Origin of the sequence: Pseudotabrizicola sediminis, assembly GCF_004745575.1 — a bacterium.
Lineage (GTDB): Bacteria > Pseudomonadota > Alphaproteobacteria > Rhodobacterales > Rhodobacteraceae > Pseudotabrizicola > Pseudotabrizicola sediminis.
In genome coordinates this window covers 87,781-103,167 of record NZ_RPEM01000004.1, presented here as the reverse complement: position 1 = coordinate 103,167, position 15,387 = coordinate 87,781, and the positions used below count along the sequence as shown (strand labels likewise).

The following is a 15,387-nucleotide window of genomic DNA, read 5'->3' as shown; positions in this document are numbered from 1 at the left end:
TGCGCGGCGATCGTTTGTTTCCCCTTCCGGAACGGTGCGCGGGAATTCCCCGGATAGGACGCACGAGTGCCGTGATCCTGCCTGATTTCGGGATCACTACCAACCTACGAACCCGTATTGCTGCCTGCTGGGGATAAAAATGGACCGATTGACTGAAATGGAAGCCTTCGCGACGGTCGTTGACCAGGGCGGCTTCACCGATGCGGCAAAAAAAATGGGTATCTCCAAATCTGCCGTGTCAAAGCACGTCTCGGCCCTCGAAGCGCGGCTTGGCGCGCGACTGTTGAACCGGACCACCCGGCGCGTCAGCCCCACCGAGATCGGCCTTGCCTATTACGACCGCGCCCGCCGGGTTCTGAACGACGCCGGAGAGGCGGATGCACTGGTCACCTCGATGCAATCGGCACCATCGGGATTGTTGCGCATCAGCGTGGCCACCGATTTCGGGGTCAACCTGCTGTCGCCCATTCTGGGTGATTTCCTGCTGGAATACCCCGATATCACCGTGAATATGGTGCTGAACAATCGCTACGTCGAACTGATCAGCGAAGGTTTTGACATGGCAATCCGCGTGGGTGAGCTGGAAGACAGCTCCCTGCGCGCCCGCAAGCTGACGGACACGACCAAGCGGATGATCGCGTCGCCCAGCTATTTCCAGCGCTATGGCCGTCCGCTCAAGATCGATGACCTGAACGAACACAAACTGCTGCACTATTCGAATCAGGCCAATGGCAATGTGTGGAAGATCACCGCTCCGTCAGGCGAAAAGCGTCAGGTCCGCACGGCAGGCTGGCTGACGGTCAATGACGGCCAGTCGCTGCTGAATGCGGCAATCTCCGGCCTTGGCATCGCCTATCTGCCCAGCTTTCTGTACGCCGAAGCGATGAAGGCCGGCCAGATCGAAGAGGCGCTGCCCGGTCTGCCGACCGAGGTTCTGGGCATCTATGCCGTCTACCCGCCGGGTCGCTTTACCCAGCCCAAGGTGCGAGCCTTTATCGACTTTCTGGCCCGCCGATATTCGGACAAAGGCCCTGACAAGTGGTGACCCACTACTGATCGTTTTCCGGTGACGGCATCAGGGTCGAGGTCACGATGACTTCGACCCTTCGGTTTCTCTCACGACCGTGTTCGGTCAGGTTGCTGCTGCGTGGGGCCAGATAGCCCACGCCCTGCGCTTCCAACTGTGCGGCCGGAATGTCCTCGGTGCCGATCAGAACCTGCCGAGCCGCCTCGGCGCGTTTGCGCGACAGGGCGATATTGCCCTCCAACCCGCCTGACGCATCGGTATGTCCCACCAGCGCGACGGTCGTTTCGGGGTTCTGGCGCAACCAGTTGGCCAAGGCGGTAAGCGACGCAAACGGCCCTTCGGCTAGCGTCGAAGAGCCGGAGGTAAACACCAGATCCTCCAGCGCGACCGCACCACCTGACATCAGACGTTCCCCGAAAGGGGCCTGTGCAGCGGCAGCGGGCTGCGCTGTCACCTGCGCGCTGCCATCCGGAGCCTTGGTCGATTTGGTCAGCAAGGGGGTTGCGCTGACCGGCCCGCCGACATGGATCAGCTGCACAAAACCCGCTGCCGCCGTCCGGCTGACGATCAGGCTGACCACCTCGTCCCCCCGCGCTGCCGCGAAAAATCGGTAATCGCCCAGATCGACATGCATCTCGGGTTCCGGCAGGATCTGCGTACCATAGCGGAAATCAAAGCCGCCACACGCCGCCGCTTCGCATTCAAAGACCGTTTTGAAACCTGCTGTGGTCAGCTGTGTGCGCAGGGGGGCCAGCAGTTCCAGTGTCGTGGCCCCAGCCGCATCGATCCGCCATGCGGTCTGTCGCAGCGGGCCTTCGACCGTGCGGGTGGGCACAGCGCCATTTGAAAAGGCCGCAACCGGCAGGGCGTAAGAGGTCAGCGTTTCAGTCTTGTCCACGCTCGGCACCGCCGCAAAGGGCATGTCCAGCGTAACTCCCTGTGCCAGCCCGATGGGTGCCACAAGCGTCAGCGCAAGCGCTGCAAGAAAGGTGTTTCGGGTCTGTTTCACCTGCCGTCGCCTCTTCGGGCTTATCGCTGCCGATAATGATACTGTCCCACAACCCCCATCCCAAGGGAAGCATAGAGGTTGCGCGCCGGGCTGTTCGCGACCGTGACCACCATCGTCAGACTGTCCGCCCCGTTCTGTTGCGCCCAGCCTGCCGCTGCCCGCAGGATATGGTGCGCGGAACCCTGCCGACGGGCTTTGCTGCGCACCTCTAACGCATGCAACATCGCCACCCCCTGATGGATCGCCACAAAAGCAACGCCGGTGGGCTGGTCATTGACCCGCCCTAGAACAACGCATTTCGGTGCCAAAGCCCGTTGCATAACCGCCAGCCGTGCCGGCCCGATGCCGCCATCGCGCCAGATTTCGGCGCATATCGCCAACGGCGGCCAATGCGCAAAGGCCGCCATCGGCGGTGGGGCGGGGTCAGCCAGCAGGGCGCAGGGGGCTGCATAGGCCACCACCGGATCGACCACCCGGTAGCCGCGCGACTGCAATGCCTGATCCAGCCCATCATCGCCTTGCCGGATCAGAAACAGTGCCTCCTGTCCCAGCGCTGCCATCGCCGCTTCGGCTTCCGGGATCGCCTCATCGCTCCAGCCCGGCCCGGCGGTTGCCGCACACACCCGCTTGCCGCCGCCTTGCCCATCGCGGATGCACCATGGCCCGACCGGGAAGGCCCGCGCAGGGGGCCAGGTCTGTTCCATCACATCCGCCAGCGTCTCGGGTGTCATCCGAACAGCGCCGCCAGCCGGGTCATCGCGGTGTCGATCTGCCCGGCATCGATGCCCCGGATCACCAGATTTGTGCCATGCGCGCCATTCTGAATGAAGGGATACGACCCCATGCTCAGGTCGGGAAACTCTGCCGCAAGCTGACCAAACGGCCCCGCCACCTCACCCTCGCCACGGTTGACGCGCAGAGACTGGCTCAGCAAGGGCGCGCCGCCGGTCAGGGTTGGCAGCACGCTGGCCACCATCGCCTGAAAGATATTGGGCACCCCCGCCATCACATGCACATTGCCGATGCTGAACCCCGGCGCCGTGCTGACCGGGTTGTCGATGAGTGCCGCGCCATCGGGAATGCGGGCCATGCGCCTGCGGGCTTCGTTGAACTCCAGCCCTGCGCGGTCATAATGTGCGGCCAGCAGCGCCAGCGCATCAGCGCGCTGGCTGATGTCCACGCCAAAGGCCGCGGCAATCGCCTCAGCCGTGATGTCATCATGCGTCGGCCCGATGCCGCCGCTGGTGAACAGATGATCATACCCGGCGCGCAGCGCATTGACGGCCGACACGATGGTGTCGTGATCATCGGCCACCACCCTCACCTCCATCAGGCGGATGCCGTGGCGGGTCAGCTCGCCTGCAAGGTAGTGCATGTTCGAGTCGCGGGTGCGGCCCGACAGGATTTCATCGCCAATCACCAGCATTGCGGCAGAAGGATTTCCAGAAGGATGTGTCGCCCGATTTTCCATCACATTTTCCTTTTCTTGATCCTGTCCGGGTATAGGCCGGGCGGGTCGCGTTTCAAACCCTGCTCTGCGGTCTTGTGCCCCTCTGGTCAAGCAGTACCGATTTGCCTATTTAGGGCAGCATGCAAAGGACATATGACATGCACGATACAGCCGGGCGCATCACCAAAGACGGAATCCGCATCTATGAAGATGCCGATTTCGCCGGAATGCGCGCCGCAGGACAGGTCGCGGCCGAGATCCTTGACGCGGTGGCCGAGCTGGTCAAACCGGGGGCGACCACGGCAGAGCTGGATGATTTCATCCGCCAAGACATCGAACGGCGTGGCGTGACCTCGGCCACGATCGGCTACAAAGGGTATCGGCACGCGTCCTGCATCTCGGTCAATCATGTGGTTTGCCATGGCATTCCGGGTGGCAAGTTGCTGGCCGATGGCGATATCCTCAACGTTGATGTGACGGTGATCGTTGATGGCTGGTTCGGCGATACCAGTCGGATGTATGTCGCCGGCAATCTGCCGCGCAAGGCCGAACGGCTGATCGACGTGACCCATGAAGGCCTGATGCGCGGCATTGCCACCGTGATGCCGGGCAACACCTTTGGTGATATCGGTCATGCGATTCAAACCTATGTCGAGGCGAACCGCATGTCGGTGGTGCGCGATTTCTGCGGCCATGGTTTGGGCCGGGTGTTCCACGCGCCCCCCAATGTGCTGCACTATGGCCGCCCCGGTGGTGGCGCGGTGTTGGAAAAAGGCATGTTCTTCACCATCGAGCCGATGGTGAACCTTGGCCGTCCCGAAACCAAGGTTCTTGCTGATGACTGGACTGCGGTGACCCGTGACAGATCGCTGTCGGCGCAGTTCGAGCATTCGGTCGGCGTCACCGCCACGGGCTGCGAGATCTTCACCCTGTCCCCCGCAGGCCGCTTTCACCCGACCTGGGGCTGAACGTCCGGGCCAGCACGGGGGCAAGCGCAGGCGGATCGCACCCCACTCCGCCGCCTGTGACGGCAAGCCACCTTTGTCTGGCGTGTGACCACAGACCCGCCGGTCTATTGGCACCGCGCAAGTGTTTGCCGGAACAAGCGTCTTCGAACCTGATAGGGTGCATTCAGTTCACCACAAAGTCCGCGTGCAATGCCCCGGCTGCCTTGATGCTTTTCAGGATGTCGATCATGTCATGCGGGGCCACGCCGAGCGCGTTCAGCCCGGTCACCAGTTCAGACAGGGACGTGCCGCCAGAGACTTCGGCCAGCCCGTTGCCTGGATCGCGGTTTATCTCGACATTCGTGCGCGGAACCACCATCGTTTCCCCTTCGGCAAAGGGGTTGGGCTGAACCACCATCGGTGCTTCTTCAATCCGCACGGCCAGGTTGCCCTGCGCCACTGCGACCCGGCTGATCCGCACATCTTGCCCGATCACAATGGTGCCCGACCGTTGGTCGACCACCACCCGCGCGCGGGTTTCGGGCGAAATGGTCAGATTCTCGATCTGCCCGATGACATGCGCAGGCGAGCGCATGCCTGCCACTGCTACATTCATCTCCACCGTGCCGGAATCCAGCATTACCGCAAAGCGCGGCCCGAATTCGCGGTTCAGTACCGTTTCAATTCGCGAGGCGGTGGTGAAGTCCGGGTTACGCAATGCCAGCCGGATTGACTGCAACATGGTGAAGTCAAAATCAATCTCCCGCTCCACCCGTGCGCCAGAGGGGATGACCCCGGCGGTTGGCACACCTTGCACCACCCGCGCGGCCTCCCCTTCGGCGGCGATGCCGCCGGCAATGATCGTGCCCTGCGCCACGGCATAGATCTGACCATCCGCGCCGTTCAGCGGGGTCATCACCAGGGTGCCGCCCAGCAGACTTTTGGAATCGCCGATGGCCGAAACCGTCACGTCGATCCGCCCGCCGGCCCGGGCAAAGGGCGGCAGGCTTGCGGTAACAAAGACTGCGGCCACGTTCCTTGGACGATACGCCTCACCGGCCACGTTCACGCCCAGCCGTTCCAGGAGGTTCGACATGATCTCTTCGGTAAAGGGCGCATTGCGGATCCCGTCACCGGTGCCATTGAGCCCGACAACCAGACCGTATCCCACCAGATCATTGCCCCGCACCCCGTCGAATTCGACAAGATCCTTGATCCGCACTTGATCCGTTAACCGGATCTCGTCTGCCAGCGCCGGGCCACAGCACAGTGCGAGCAGGACAATGACCAGCCGGCGGATCATCGCAGGAAATCCGTCAGCGACATGCGCGACAGCCGCGCCGTGATCGCATAAAGCGATTCCAGATTGGTCTGTACCGCTTCCAGCTCGATTGCCAGACGTTCGGGGTCGCTGCGGACCAGATCGCCTTGCGCCATTTCCTGCGCCAACAGATCCACCGCATTGCGGCTTTGCGCGGCCTCGATCCGACCCTCGGAAATGCCAAGCTGCGCGGCAAGGGTGGTCATGTCATCATTTCCGGTCAGCAGCGCTTCGGCTGAAAGGCGCGCAAGCTTCTTCGTCTCGGTTGCGGGCAGGGGAGAGGCAGGGTCACCCAGCAGCGCCGCCGCAGTCATGCCCTTGAGCATGGCGCGGAAGGCCGGATCTTCGGCGGTGACTGCCAGCCAGACCCGGTCGGTCGCCGACACGGCCACCGATCCCAGCGGCACGCCGCCCTGATAAGCCAGAGCGCGATAGCCTGCGGGGTCATCAAACCAATTGGAAATCCGGTCCATCGCCTCTTGCGCGGTGGTGGCCCCAACCAACTCGGCGCGCAGCGCGGGCAGGATCGTGTCGGCCCCGGCGACCGAAGGCTGATTTATCGCCTGTCCGGAAAACAGTGACCGCCCGCCCGACGTCACGTTCATGCTTGCCAGAACCGTATCCAGTCGTCCGCGCGCATCCACGCCGGTCAGGGCGACGTTGTCTTCGGTGCTCAACTGCGAGGCCGTCAGCAAGGGGGCCACCATCGCCTTTGTCGTGGCGGCTACCGTGGCCAGCGCCGATTGCATCGCGGCACTGTGCGCTGCCGCCTCGCGCGCGGCGGATTGATAGCCTTTGGTCATTGTGCGGTCGCGCGACACCGATGTCAGGCGGGTAAGATCGCCGTTCAGCGTGGCCGCGACATCGCTGATGCGGCCGGAGGCGAATTCCTCGGTCAGACGACCCAGGTCGCCCTTCAGGCGGGACGTCTGCGATTTCAGCAGCAGGGACTGGGCCAGATCGCCGGCAGATATCATCGTCATGTCACAACCCCAGCAGAATTTTGATCAGTTAGTCGACTGTCTGGATGACCTTTGCATTCGCGGCATAGGCCTGTTCGATCATCAGCAAGTTCTGCATTTCCTGATCGGTATCGACCCCATCGCGCAGCAGCGCGGATCTCAGACCCTCGGCGCGGGCACCGGCAAAGGCGGTGCCGGATTCTGCGCTCAACCGGTTGACCGCTTGCATTGATGCAATGTCGGACGCAAAGCCCGCCAGGCTGCGTGCGCCGGGCGACAGGCCGCCCGAGGCCTGCACCCGCACCGCGCTCAGCGCGCCAGACACTGCAGTCAGTCGCCCTTCAAAGCCTACGGGGCCGGGTGCCGCCGCACCCAGGCCATCGCGCAACCGCCACAGGGCACCGCCCGAGTCCGGCTCGACCAGCGGGTTCAGCGTGATGCGCCCGGCCAGCCCGATCTCGTTCAGCGGGACAAAAGCGCTGCCGTTGTCGGTGAACAGGGCTGGCGCGCCGGGCGCGCGGGTGGGGTCAACAGCGGGATCAGCCACCCGCTCGATCAGGTCGCGGGCCAACGCATCCAGATTGGCCTGAGCCTCCGGAGCCTGCCGGTCGCGCAGATCGAACAGCGCCGACAGCCGCCCTTCGCCCAGCCTGCCACCCGCCGGCGTTGTGGTCAGGGGCTTGCCGTTCACCGTCAGGCCCGACAGGGTGCCAGCGGCCAGTGACAGCTCGGGCGTGATCATCGCAGTCGCCGAAAAGACGATCTGAACCGGCTGCCCTTCCAGCAGGATTGTGCCGCCGGTGGTGTAAAGCGCGATCTTGTCATTTTCGCGCAGCGCTTCGCGCACCGGGACGATGGCAGAAATCGAATCGACCAACTGCTGGCGCTGGTCTTTCAGCGCACTGGTCTCACGCCCGGATGCAGCAAAAGTCTGAATGCGGGTGTTCAGTTCCGCCACCCCGGCCAGCGCATCATTCAGCCGCCTGACATCCAGCGCGATCTTTGTATCGGCGGCCTGCCGTTCGGTCTGGATCGCCTCGGCAATCTGACCAAGCTCTTGGGTCAGGCTGCGGGCAGCGTCGACCACCGAGGCAAGCCGTGCATCCACCTCTGGCCGGGCCGCCGCCTCGACCAGGCTGCGTTCAAAGGTGGCAATCCGCGCCGACAGGGACCCGTCCTGATCAGCGGTTCCCATCACCTGATCCATGCGTGACAGGAACGCAGATGCCGTGGCGCGTCCGCCCATGGCCGCCGACGCCAGCCGCAGATCCTGCAACAGCAAGCTGTCGATCTGTCGGGCAATCCCGGTGACCGAAACCCCGCCACCGCCCAGACCACGACTGCTGGCCGAAAGCTGCACCTCGCGCCGGGCATAGCCTTCGGTCAGGGCGTTCGAGACGTTGTTGGCGGTGACATCGGCCATCCGTGATGTAGCGGACAGCCCGGACAGGGCCGAGTTTAGCGCAGATGCAATGCTCATCTATCGACCCTTACCGTTTGATATTGGTGGTTTCCTGCAGCATTTCATCAACCGTCTGGATTACCTTGGCGTTTGACGAATAGGCCCGCTGGGTGGTGATCAGCGCGGTCAGTTCCGCGGCGATATCAGTGGTCGATCCTTCGCGGGCAAAGCCCTGAATACTGCCGGTCGGCCCTTCGCCAGCGTTCCACAGGAAAAAGGCCCCAGAGGCAGAAGAGATTTCGAAGGTCTGGGCGCTGAGCGCGGTCAACCCGTTCAGATTGGGCACATCGACCAGCGGAATCTGGTACACCCGGCGTATGAAGCCGGTGTCAAAACTTGCCATCAGATAGCCATTCTCGTCAATTTCAAGCCCGGTCAAAGTGCCGGTGGGCGAGCCGTTTTTCGACACATTGCCGGGCACAAACTTGTCACCCAACTGGGTCAGCCCTCCCGGCTCGCCAATGCGGCCGATGGTCAGCGCGATGGGGCCGCCGGTTGCGGCAACAGGAAGAGTCATCGCGCCTGTGGCCGGATCATAGGCACCGCCTGTCACGGTGGTGACCGATGCCAACGTGCCGCCAGCCGTGCCGGTGGTATCAAATACCAGCGTATATGTTCCAATGACTGCCCCGCCGAGGGCGCTGTCGGTGACTTCAAGCGTCCAGCTGTTGGATGCGGCGGTGGCAGGGGCTACCGGTACGACCGGCGTAAAGCTGAGCCCCAGCGACTGCGCGGTGCCGGTATTGGTGTAATACTCCACCCGCAGTGGAATCTCGCCCCCCGGCGACCCGACGTTGGTTTCTGCTGCAGGAAGGTTGACGGCAAGGCTGACGGTCGTGGTCGGATCGGCGGCGGTTTGGTTGGTGGCAATCACCACCGGCCGCAGTCCCGATGTCGTATCGCGTGAGAAATCCGGGATGTTGCCGTTGCGGTCAGCGGGCACGCCCATCAGCACCAGCCCGGAATCGGTGCGCAGAACGCCATCCTTGTCCATCCGGAACGACCCGGTCGTGGTCATCAGCATGGGTTGCGCGCCAGTGGCGTTTCCGGTCAGCCGCACGGCAGGCATCACCGGCAGCATGCCACGCCCCGCCACGGCAATATCCAGCGCGTTAGACGTGCCGACAAGGCCGCCCTGTTCATCAATCAGCCGTTGGCTGGATGCGCGCACGCCGCCGGCCGAGTATTTGCCGCCGCCGCCGCCTGCCGAAAGCACCATGCTTTCAAATTCGGTCGCGGCCCGTTTGTAGCCAAAGGTCGACGCGTTGGCGATGTTGTCAGAAATGGTTGCAAGCCTGGTCGCATTCGCGCTCAAGCCTGCAACGCCCGCGTTCAGCGAGGAAGAAATAGTCATCAATGCCGCCTTTCTACAGGTCGATGCCTCTATGTGCCTCGCACCCTGCAACATGGCGATTAACAGCCAGCTAATATCGACAGTTTGACGAAACCGGCTAGCGGTCGTTTCGCAGCAAGATCACCTCCAGCCGGTTGTTTCGGATCACCGACGGGTCCGGGGTCAGCGGTTTGCGGTCGGCAAAACCGGTGACGCGGGCAAAGCGGCTGTCTTGTACTCCTTGGCCCTGCAACAGCGTGCGGCCCGCCTGTGCCCGGGCCGCAGACAGCGGCCAGACCGGATTTTCGCGCAACATCATCGGATAGCTGCGCACATGCCCGCCCACAGCCAGATCATTGCGGGTGGCCTGCAACACCTCGGCCAGCACCTGTGACAGATCGCGCAGGGTCTGCGTCGGATTGGCGGTTTCGGCGTCGAACAACGGGGCCTGCTCTAGATCGAACATCTCGATCACCAGCCCTTCGTCGGTCACCCGGGTGACCACATGGCGCAGCAAACGTTCCATCGTCATGCTTTCGCCACTGCGGGCCATAAGGGCCTTTTGCGCCTGCGCCAGCCGTTCTTCCTCGGCCTCGGCCGCCTCACCGGCTTCCCCGGACTCACCTTTTGCCTTTTCCTGCTTTGTAGGTGCGCCCGGTGCCGCTCCGGTGCCGCTTTGGGTCAGCGTATCTTCGGACATGATGGAATCGCCACCAAAGGCACCATCCCCGCCGCCAGAGACCCGGCTTAGCGGAATAACCGGACTGAAATAGTCCGAAATTCCCTTTCGTTGTTGATCAGTCGTTGCGTTCAGCAGCCACATCAGCATGAAGAAGGCCATCATGGCCGTCACGAAATCAGCATAGGCAACCTTCCACGCACCCCCGTGGTGGCCACCGCCGATAACTTTCTTCTTCCGCTTGATGATGACTGGCGCGGCATTTGCTTGCCCTGCCATCACACACCCATTTTTTACACCCGTCCCCGGTCTACACGGGCGCGGTAAACCGGGGCTTAAAGATTGGTGTTTTAGGTATTTCCGGACCTTAGTCCGCCGAAGACCGCGCCCACAGATTGATGTCTTCTTCCGCCGCCACCTGGTCAATCTGCGCCAGTTCCCCGGCGGTGAAGGTCAGGTTATGGATGGCCCCCACGCAATCCACCACCTGTTCCGGCTTTGACGCGCCGATCAGTGCCGTGGTGATCTTTTCTTCGCGCAGCACCCAGGCAATCGCCATCTGCGCCAGCGTCTGCCCGCGGGCCTGCGCGATGGCATCCAGTGCTTTCACACTTTCAATCGCGCGTGGGGTGATGGTGCCGGGGTTCAGGCTTTTGCCTTGCGCGGCGCGGCTGCCATCCGGAATGCCGCCCAGATATTTCTTGGTCAGAATCCCCTGCGCCAGCGGGGTAAAGGCGATCGATCCGATTCCCAGCTCCTGCAGCGTTTCGCGCAACCCGTCTTTTTCCACCCAGCGGTTCAGAATGTTATAGCTGGGCTGATGGATCACGCAGGGCGTTCCAAGCGATTTCAGAAGCGCCGCCGCCTCACGCGTCTTCGCGCTGGAATAGCTGGAAATTCCTACATACAGCGCCCGGCCTGACCGCACGATCTGGTCCAGCGCGCCCATGGTTTCCTCCAGCGGCGTGTCGGGGTCAAAGCGGTGCGAATAGAAGATATCCACATACTCCAGCCCCATCCGCTTCAGGCTCTGATCACAGGATGCGATCAGATTTTTCCGGCTGCCCCATTCGCCATAAGGCCCCTGCCACATCAGATAGCCCGCCTTCGAGCTGATGATCAACTCATCCCGGTGTCCGGCAAAGTCAGTCCGCAAAATCTCGCCGAACGCCTCTTCGGCACTGCCGGGGGGCGGGCCGTAATTGTTGGCCAGGTCGAAATGCGTGATCCCGTGGTCAAAGGCCGTGCGGCAGATGTCGCGCTTGGTCTGATGTGGGGTGTCATGCCCGAAATTGTGCCATAGCCCAAGGCTGATGGCAGGCAGTGTCAGCCCGGACGCGCCACAGCGGCGATATGACATGCGCGAATAACGGTCGGGATGTGCGGTGTAAGTCATGGGAAATCCTTCTGTTGGCGTTATCATTTCACCCCAGGACAGGTTCTGCAAGTTGCACACAGGTGGACAACGGGCATAGATGGGCGCATGAAACAGCGGTTGGTATCAGGATTTTACTTTCTGTCGGCGGTCTGGGGCCGGATCAATGACGGCCATTTCGGCCTGATTGCCGCCGGCGTGGCGTTTTATGCCATGTTCGCGGTGTTTCCCGGCCTTGCCGCCAGCGTCGCGATCTTCAGCCTGATGGCCGACCCCAAGGTGATTGAAGAGTATCTGGACGTGGGTGAGCAGTTCCTGCCCACCGATGCCGCGCTTCTGATCCACAATCAGGTCATGGGCCTGCTGTCGACACCCCGCACAACGCTGGGTTGGGCCACCTTTGTCTCGCTGATGATCGCGCTTTACTCTGCACGTGCCGGAGTTTCGGCGCTGATCACCGGGCTTGACGTGGTAAACCGCGCCACGTCGCGCGGCTGGGTCTGGGGCTGGGTGGCCGATATCGGGCTGACGCTGGCGCTGATTTTTGCTATCGTCGTTGGGCTGGCCACCATCGTTCTGGTGCCGCTGGCGTTGAACTATATCAATCTCGGTCCGGCGGAAGAGTGGTTTCTGGGTATCTTGCCATGGGTCGCCATGTTTGTGCTGGTGCTCAGCTGCCTGTCGATCCTGTATCACTTTGGTCCCAACCTGCCCTCGGGCAACGGGCGGCCCCGGGTGTCGGTCGGCGTGGTGGTGGCGGCGCTGACATGGTCGGCAGTCAGCTTTGCGTTTTCGGCCTATCTGGCCAATTTTGACAGTTACAACCGGATATATGGCTCCATCGGTGCCGTGGTGGCGCTTTTGATGTGGCTGTATCTTGGCGTGCTGGCGGTGTTGCTCGGCGGTGCGGTTAACGCCGAACTGACGTCGCCCAAGATCAGAACCCAAAAACTCACGGCCCCGGAGCTCAAGGACTGACCGTCACCTCCGCATTCGCGGTCACCTCGCGCCAGTCGGAAATCCGCCCATCCGGCCAGATCACCCGCACCTCGGCCCGATCCGCCTCGCCCAGCCCAAAATGCTGCGGCCCCCAGATGCCGCTGACATGCCCGCCGCCCGAGGTGATCTCGTGCCGTTGCAGATGATCCCCTGTCCGCACCTCGACCCAAGCCCCGATTCCGGTGGGGTTCGGCCCCGGCTGGCGCAGATCGATGCGGGTCCAGTTGCCGACCTGCCCAATGTTGCGCCAGACCTGTGCGGGCGCGTTGCGGTTGACCACCACCAGATCCAGCGCACCGTCGCCGTTCAGATCGACCACAGCGCCGCCGCGCGCGGCCTGCGTGCTGGCCACGCCCGCCGTGTCTGCGCTTTCCACAAACACCCCATCCGCGCCCTGCAACAGCAGATTGTTGGGGTCCGCCATGGCAAAATCAGGCATTTCCCAGACATTGCCCTTGGCCACGAACAGATCGGCCCGCCCGTCATTGTTCACATCGGCAAACTGCGCATGCCAGCCGGTTGATGGCCGCAGATCATCCCCCATGAAGGGCCGATGCGCCGTCACACCCTTGGCCCAAGCCACATCGGTATACTCCGGCACGGCATCCGGGGCGGGGGTGACAAGCCGTTGCAGCTTGTTGTCCGCCATGCTGGTCAGGTAAAACTCGGGGTAGCCATCGGCATCCAGATCGGTGCTGGCGATGCCCATGCCCCAGATCCGCAGCCGTTGCCAGCCTTCCTCGGCGGTGTACAGGCGCGGCGGCTGGCCCGGGTCCAGATGCCACATCTGTTCCTCTCCACCCTCGTAATACTCGCGGTCGTTCGACACCCGCAGCGACTTTCTCCCCGATCCGTTCCAGTCGGTGAACAGCATCGACAGCGCACAAAAGCTGGGCGTCAGGGGCAGGGGGGGCGCATAAGCGGCCCCCGACGGGCGGTGCAGCCAGTTGTCGGTGCACGACCCCCAAGGATACGCCTCTTCGCGCTGGTTGATGTAATTGCCGATGGCCAGCGTGGGCAAAGTTGCCCCCGTTTCCCACATCGCGGCAAAGGCGGTGGACCATGCATCGCCACCGTCAAAGCCCCAAGCCTCATTTGCGCGCTCGAACCGGCAGTTCCCAAGCCCGCGCATCACCACATTCTCGCCCACGCGCAGCAGCACCAGATCGGTGATTCCGTCGCTGTCGATGTCGATGGGATAGGTGCCCGTTACCGCCTCAAGCTCGATCCCTGACTCAACGGGCGCAAAGGCCAATGCCCCGCCCGCAGAGCTTTCGTTCACGAACAAAGCCGCAGGCGCGGTGCCGCCCGACAGCGCCAGATCGGGCAGCGCATCGCCGTTGCAGTCAAACGCCGCCAACCCGCCGCCGACCATATATTCCCACTCGCCAGTGAACTGGTGTGCCAGACCCGAAACCCCGGTTTCCTCCACAAACTGCAGTACGCTCTGCGCGGCAACAGGCGCTGCCAACAGCACAAGACCCAGCACCCGGAACAGTCCGCCTGTCATGCCAATGTCCTTAACGCCACCGAATAAGCCCCGATGCAGCGGCCCTGATCCAAGCCCTGCTCGATGGCCGACCGGAAGTGAATCCCGCCATACAGCCGCGAAATCCCCGCCTCATCGGCGGCTTGCCAGAAGCTGCCATAGGCCCGCCCGTCCAGCCCCTCACGCTCATGCGTGAAGTCCTCGTAAGTGTAGTCTTCCCCCAAGGCCGCAGTCAAAGCGGTCGCCGCCGCGCCCGATACTGTGGAATGGCCCGAAGGGTATTCCGGGAACGGCGGCGTGATCAGCAAGGGCTTCCACGCGGGGTCGATCACGCGGTTAATGTAGGTGACCGGGCGCAGCAGGTTATACGCGGTCTTGTCATGCCAGCAGCCGATGAAGGCATCGGCCATCGCGATGCCCAGCCGCGCCATCAGATCTGCCCCCACCGCCAGCGGCAGCTGCCGCCGGGTGATCAGGTCATTGGCGATGAAAATCCAGTGCCCCGGCGGGGTCGAAGACAGCATCGGGTCATCCGACCAGAACCGCGCGATCAGCGCCTGTTCGTCGGTCAGCGCCTTCGTCACCGTGTAGACCTCCATCGCCTCGGCATAAAACGCCGATCCCGGGTCTTCGCTATAGGCGGGCGGCGGGGGCAGGGCGCAAGCATTGCCCGCCGGCATGGCAAAGGGCCGTACATTTCCCCAGTCGGGCAACAGGGGCGCTTGCTGCTGGCGCACCAGTGAGGTCGGCACCCAGGCCGAAGGATCATCCACCGCCGTGTAGCTTTGCGGAAAGCCCATGTTTTCCACCACCGCACCGCCGTCGCCATCGGCCCAGCCGCAGACATGCGCGGCAATCGCTCGGCCCAGAGCTGCACTGCGCGCGGCCACATCGGGCGGCAGCCCTTGGGTCACCTTCGCATCCAGGCTGCGGGTCATGGCCGCCATTGCCCGCTGGCCCGACGGGCCGGTGTTGGCAAAGAAATGCGCCACCGCTGCCGACAGCGCCGCTTGCAGCACCGCCGCCGCATCATGCGCGCCCGGCTCTGGCGATGGCAGGAGCGTCAGCCCGTTCAGTTGCCGGGCAAGGCTGGTCATCGCGGGGTCACAGGCCGCCACCGCCTCGTACCCCGTCACGCCCAGATAGCCAAAGGCCCGCGCGGCCACAGGGGGCGAATAGGTGGCGGTGTGCCGCACCAGTTGCAGGGTCAGCTTTGTCCAGTTCGTCAGAACCGGCACCGGGTCAGCGGCGGCCATCGCCCGCCCCGGCAGCAGCGCGGCAATTCCTGCCGACGCGCCCCAAGCCAATACCCTACGCCGGTGCATCAGTCCCTC

14 protein-coding genes are annotated in these 15,387 nt (G+C 63.2%); 3 read left to right on the top strand and 11 right to left on the bottom strand.

Annotated elements, in window-relative coordinates:
• Window positions 1-139 precede the first annotated feature (139 nt).
• Window positions 140-1,045, top strand: a complete 906-nt coding sequence (locus EEB11_RS07405; RefSeq protein ID WP_103334241.1) for a LysR family transcriptional regulator — start codon at window positions 140-142, stop codon at window positions 1,043-1,045.
• 4 nt (window positions 1,046-1,049) lie between these two features.
• On the opposite strand, the gene EEB11_RS07400 is transcribed toward EEB11_RS07405, so the two are convergent.
• Genes EEB11_RS07400 through EEB11_RS07390 form a run of 3 tightly spaced genes read right to left on the bottom strand, consistent with a single transcriptional unit; the run spans window position 1,050 to window position 3,507 of the window.
• Complete coding sequence (locus EEB11_RS07400) at window positions 1,050-2,036, bottom strand: OmpA family protein (protein WP_245298804.1); 987 nt, start codon at window positions 2,034-2,036, stop codon at window positions 1,050-1,052.
• A gap of 20 nt (window positions 2,037-2,056) precedes the next feature.
• A complete protein-coding gene (locus tag EEB11_RS07395; RefSeq protein ID WP_135429832.1) occupies window positions 2,057-2,767 on the bottom strand; it encodes a GNAT family N-acetyltransferase in 711 nt (236 codons plus the stop codon).
• On the bottom strand, window positions 2,764-3,507 hold the full coding sequence (locus EEB11_RS07390) for a competence/damage-inducible protein A (protein ID WP_135429830.1): 744 nt from the start codon (window positions 3,505-3,507) through the stop codon (window positions 2,764-2,766). The genes EEB11_RS07395 and EEB11_RS07390 overlap by 4 nt, the downstream gene beginning before the upstream one ends.
• A gap of 137 nt (window positions 3,508-3,644) precedes the next feature.
• Between EEB11_RS07390 and map the strand changes: the two genes are divergently transcribed.
• Window positions 3,645-4,454 (top strand): type I methionyl aminopeptidase, encoded by an 810-nt coding sequence (map, locus tag EEB11_RS07385; protein ID WP_135429828.1) that lies wholly within the window; start codon window positions 3,645-3,647, stop codon window positions 4,452-4,454.
• 163 nt (window positions 4,455-4,617) lie between these two features.
• Here the strand turns inward: map and EEB11_RS07380 are convergent, their stop codons facing one another.
• From EEB11_RS07380 to mgrA, 6 genes are all read right to left on the bottom strand, one after another.
• On the bottom strand, window positions 4,618-5,736 hold the full coding sequence (locus EEB11_RS07380) for a flagellar basal body P-ring protein FlgI (protein WP_135429826.1): 1,119 nt from the start codon (window positions 5,734-5,736) through the stop codon (window positions 4,618-4,620).
• Window positions 5,733-6,737, bottom strand: coding sequence for a flagellin family protein (locus tag EEB11_RS07375; RefSeq protein ID WP_135429824.1), 1,005 nt, complete (start codon window positions 6,735-6,737; stop codon window positions 5,733-5,735). Before EEB11_RS07375 ends, EEB11_RS07380 begins: the two co-directional genes overlap by 4 nt.
• 28 nt (window positions 6,738-6,765) lie before the next feature.
• Window positions 6,766-8,196: a flagellar hook-associated protein FlgK gene (gene flgK / locus EEB11_RS07370; protein ID WP_135429822.1), complete on the bottom strand. Its 1,431-nt coding sequence runs from the start codon at window positions 8,194-8,196 to the stop codon at window positions 6,766-6,768.
• 10 nt (window positions 8,197-8,206) lie between these two features.
• Window positions 8,207-9,532, bottom strand: a complete 1,326-nt coding sequence (locus EEB11_RS07365) for a flagellar hook protein FlgE (RefSeq protein WP_135429820.1) — start codon at window positions 9,530-9,532, stop codon at window positions 8,207-8,209.
• A gap of 97 nt (window positions 9,533-9,629) precedes the next feature.
• Complete coding sequence (locus tag EEB11_RS07360; protein WP_135429818.1) at window positions 9,630-10,469, bottom strand: flagellar motor protein MotB; 840 nt, start codon at window positions 10,467-10,469, stop codon at window positions 9,630-9,632.
• An 88-nt stretch (window positions 10,470-10,557) separates the two neighbouring features.
• Window positions 10,558-11,586 (bottom strand): L-glyceraldehyde 3-phosphate reductase, encoded by a 1,029-nt coding sequence (gene mgrA / locus EEB11_RS07355; RefSeq protein WP_135429816.1) that lies wholly within the window; start codon window positions 11,584-11,586, stop codon window positions 10,558-10,560.
• Between the two features lie 87 nt (window positions 11,587-11,673).
• Between mgrA and EEB11_RS07350 the strand changes: the two genes are divergently transcribed.
• Window positions 11,674-12,543, top strand: coding sequence for a YihY/virulence factor BrkB family protein (locus EEB11_RS07350; protein WP_167852689.1), 870 nt, complete (start codon window positions 11,674-11,676; stop codon window positions 12,541-12,543).
• Here the strand turns inward: EEB11_RS07350 and EEB11_RS07345 are convergent.
• Both EEB11_RS07345 and EEB11_RS07340 read right to left on the bottom strand, forming a co-directional pair.
• A complete protein-coding gene (locus EEB11_RS07345) occupies window positions 12,533-14,074 on the bottom strand; it encodes a CRTAC1 family protein (protein ID WP_135429812.1) in 1,542 nt (513 codons plus the stop codon). The two genes, EEB11_RS07350 and EEB11_RS07345, sit on opposite strands and share 11 nt — an antisense overlap.
• Window positions 14,071-15,378, bottom strand: coding sequence for a vanadium-dependent haloperoxidase (locus EEB11_RS07340; protein WP_210134387.1), 1,308 nt, complete (start codon window positions 15,376-15,378; stop codon window positions 14,071-14,073). Before EEB11_RS07340 ends, EEB11_RS07345 begins: the two co-directional genes overlap by 4 nt.
• Between the last annotated feature and the right edge of the window lie 9 nt (window positions 15,379-15,387).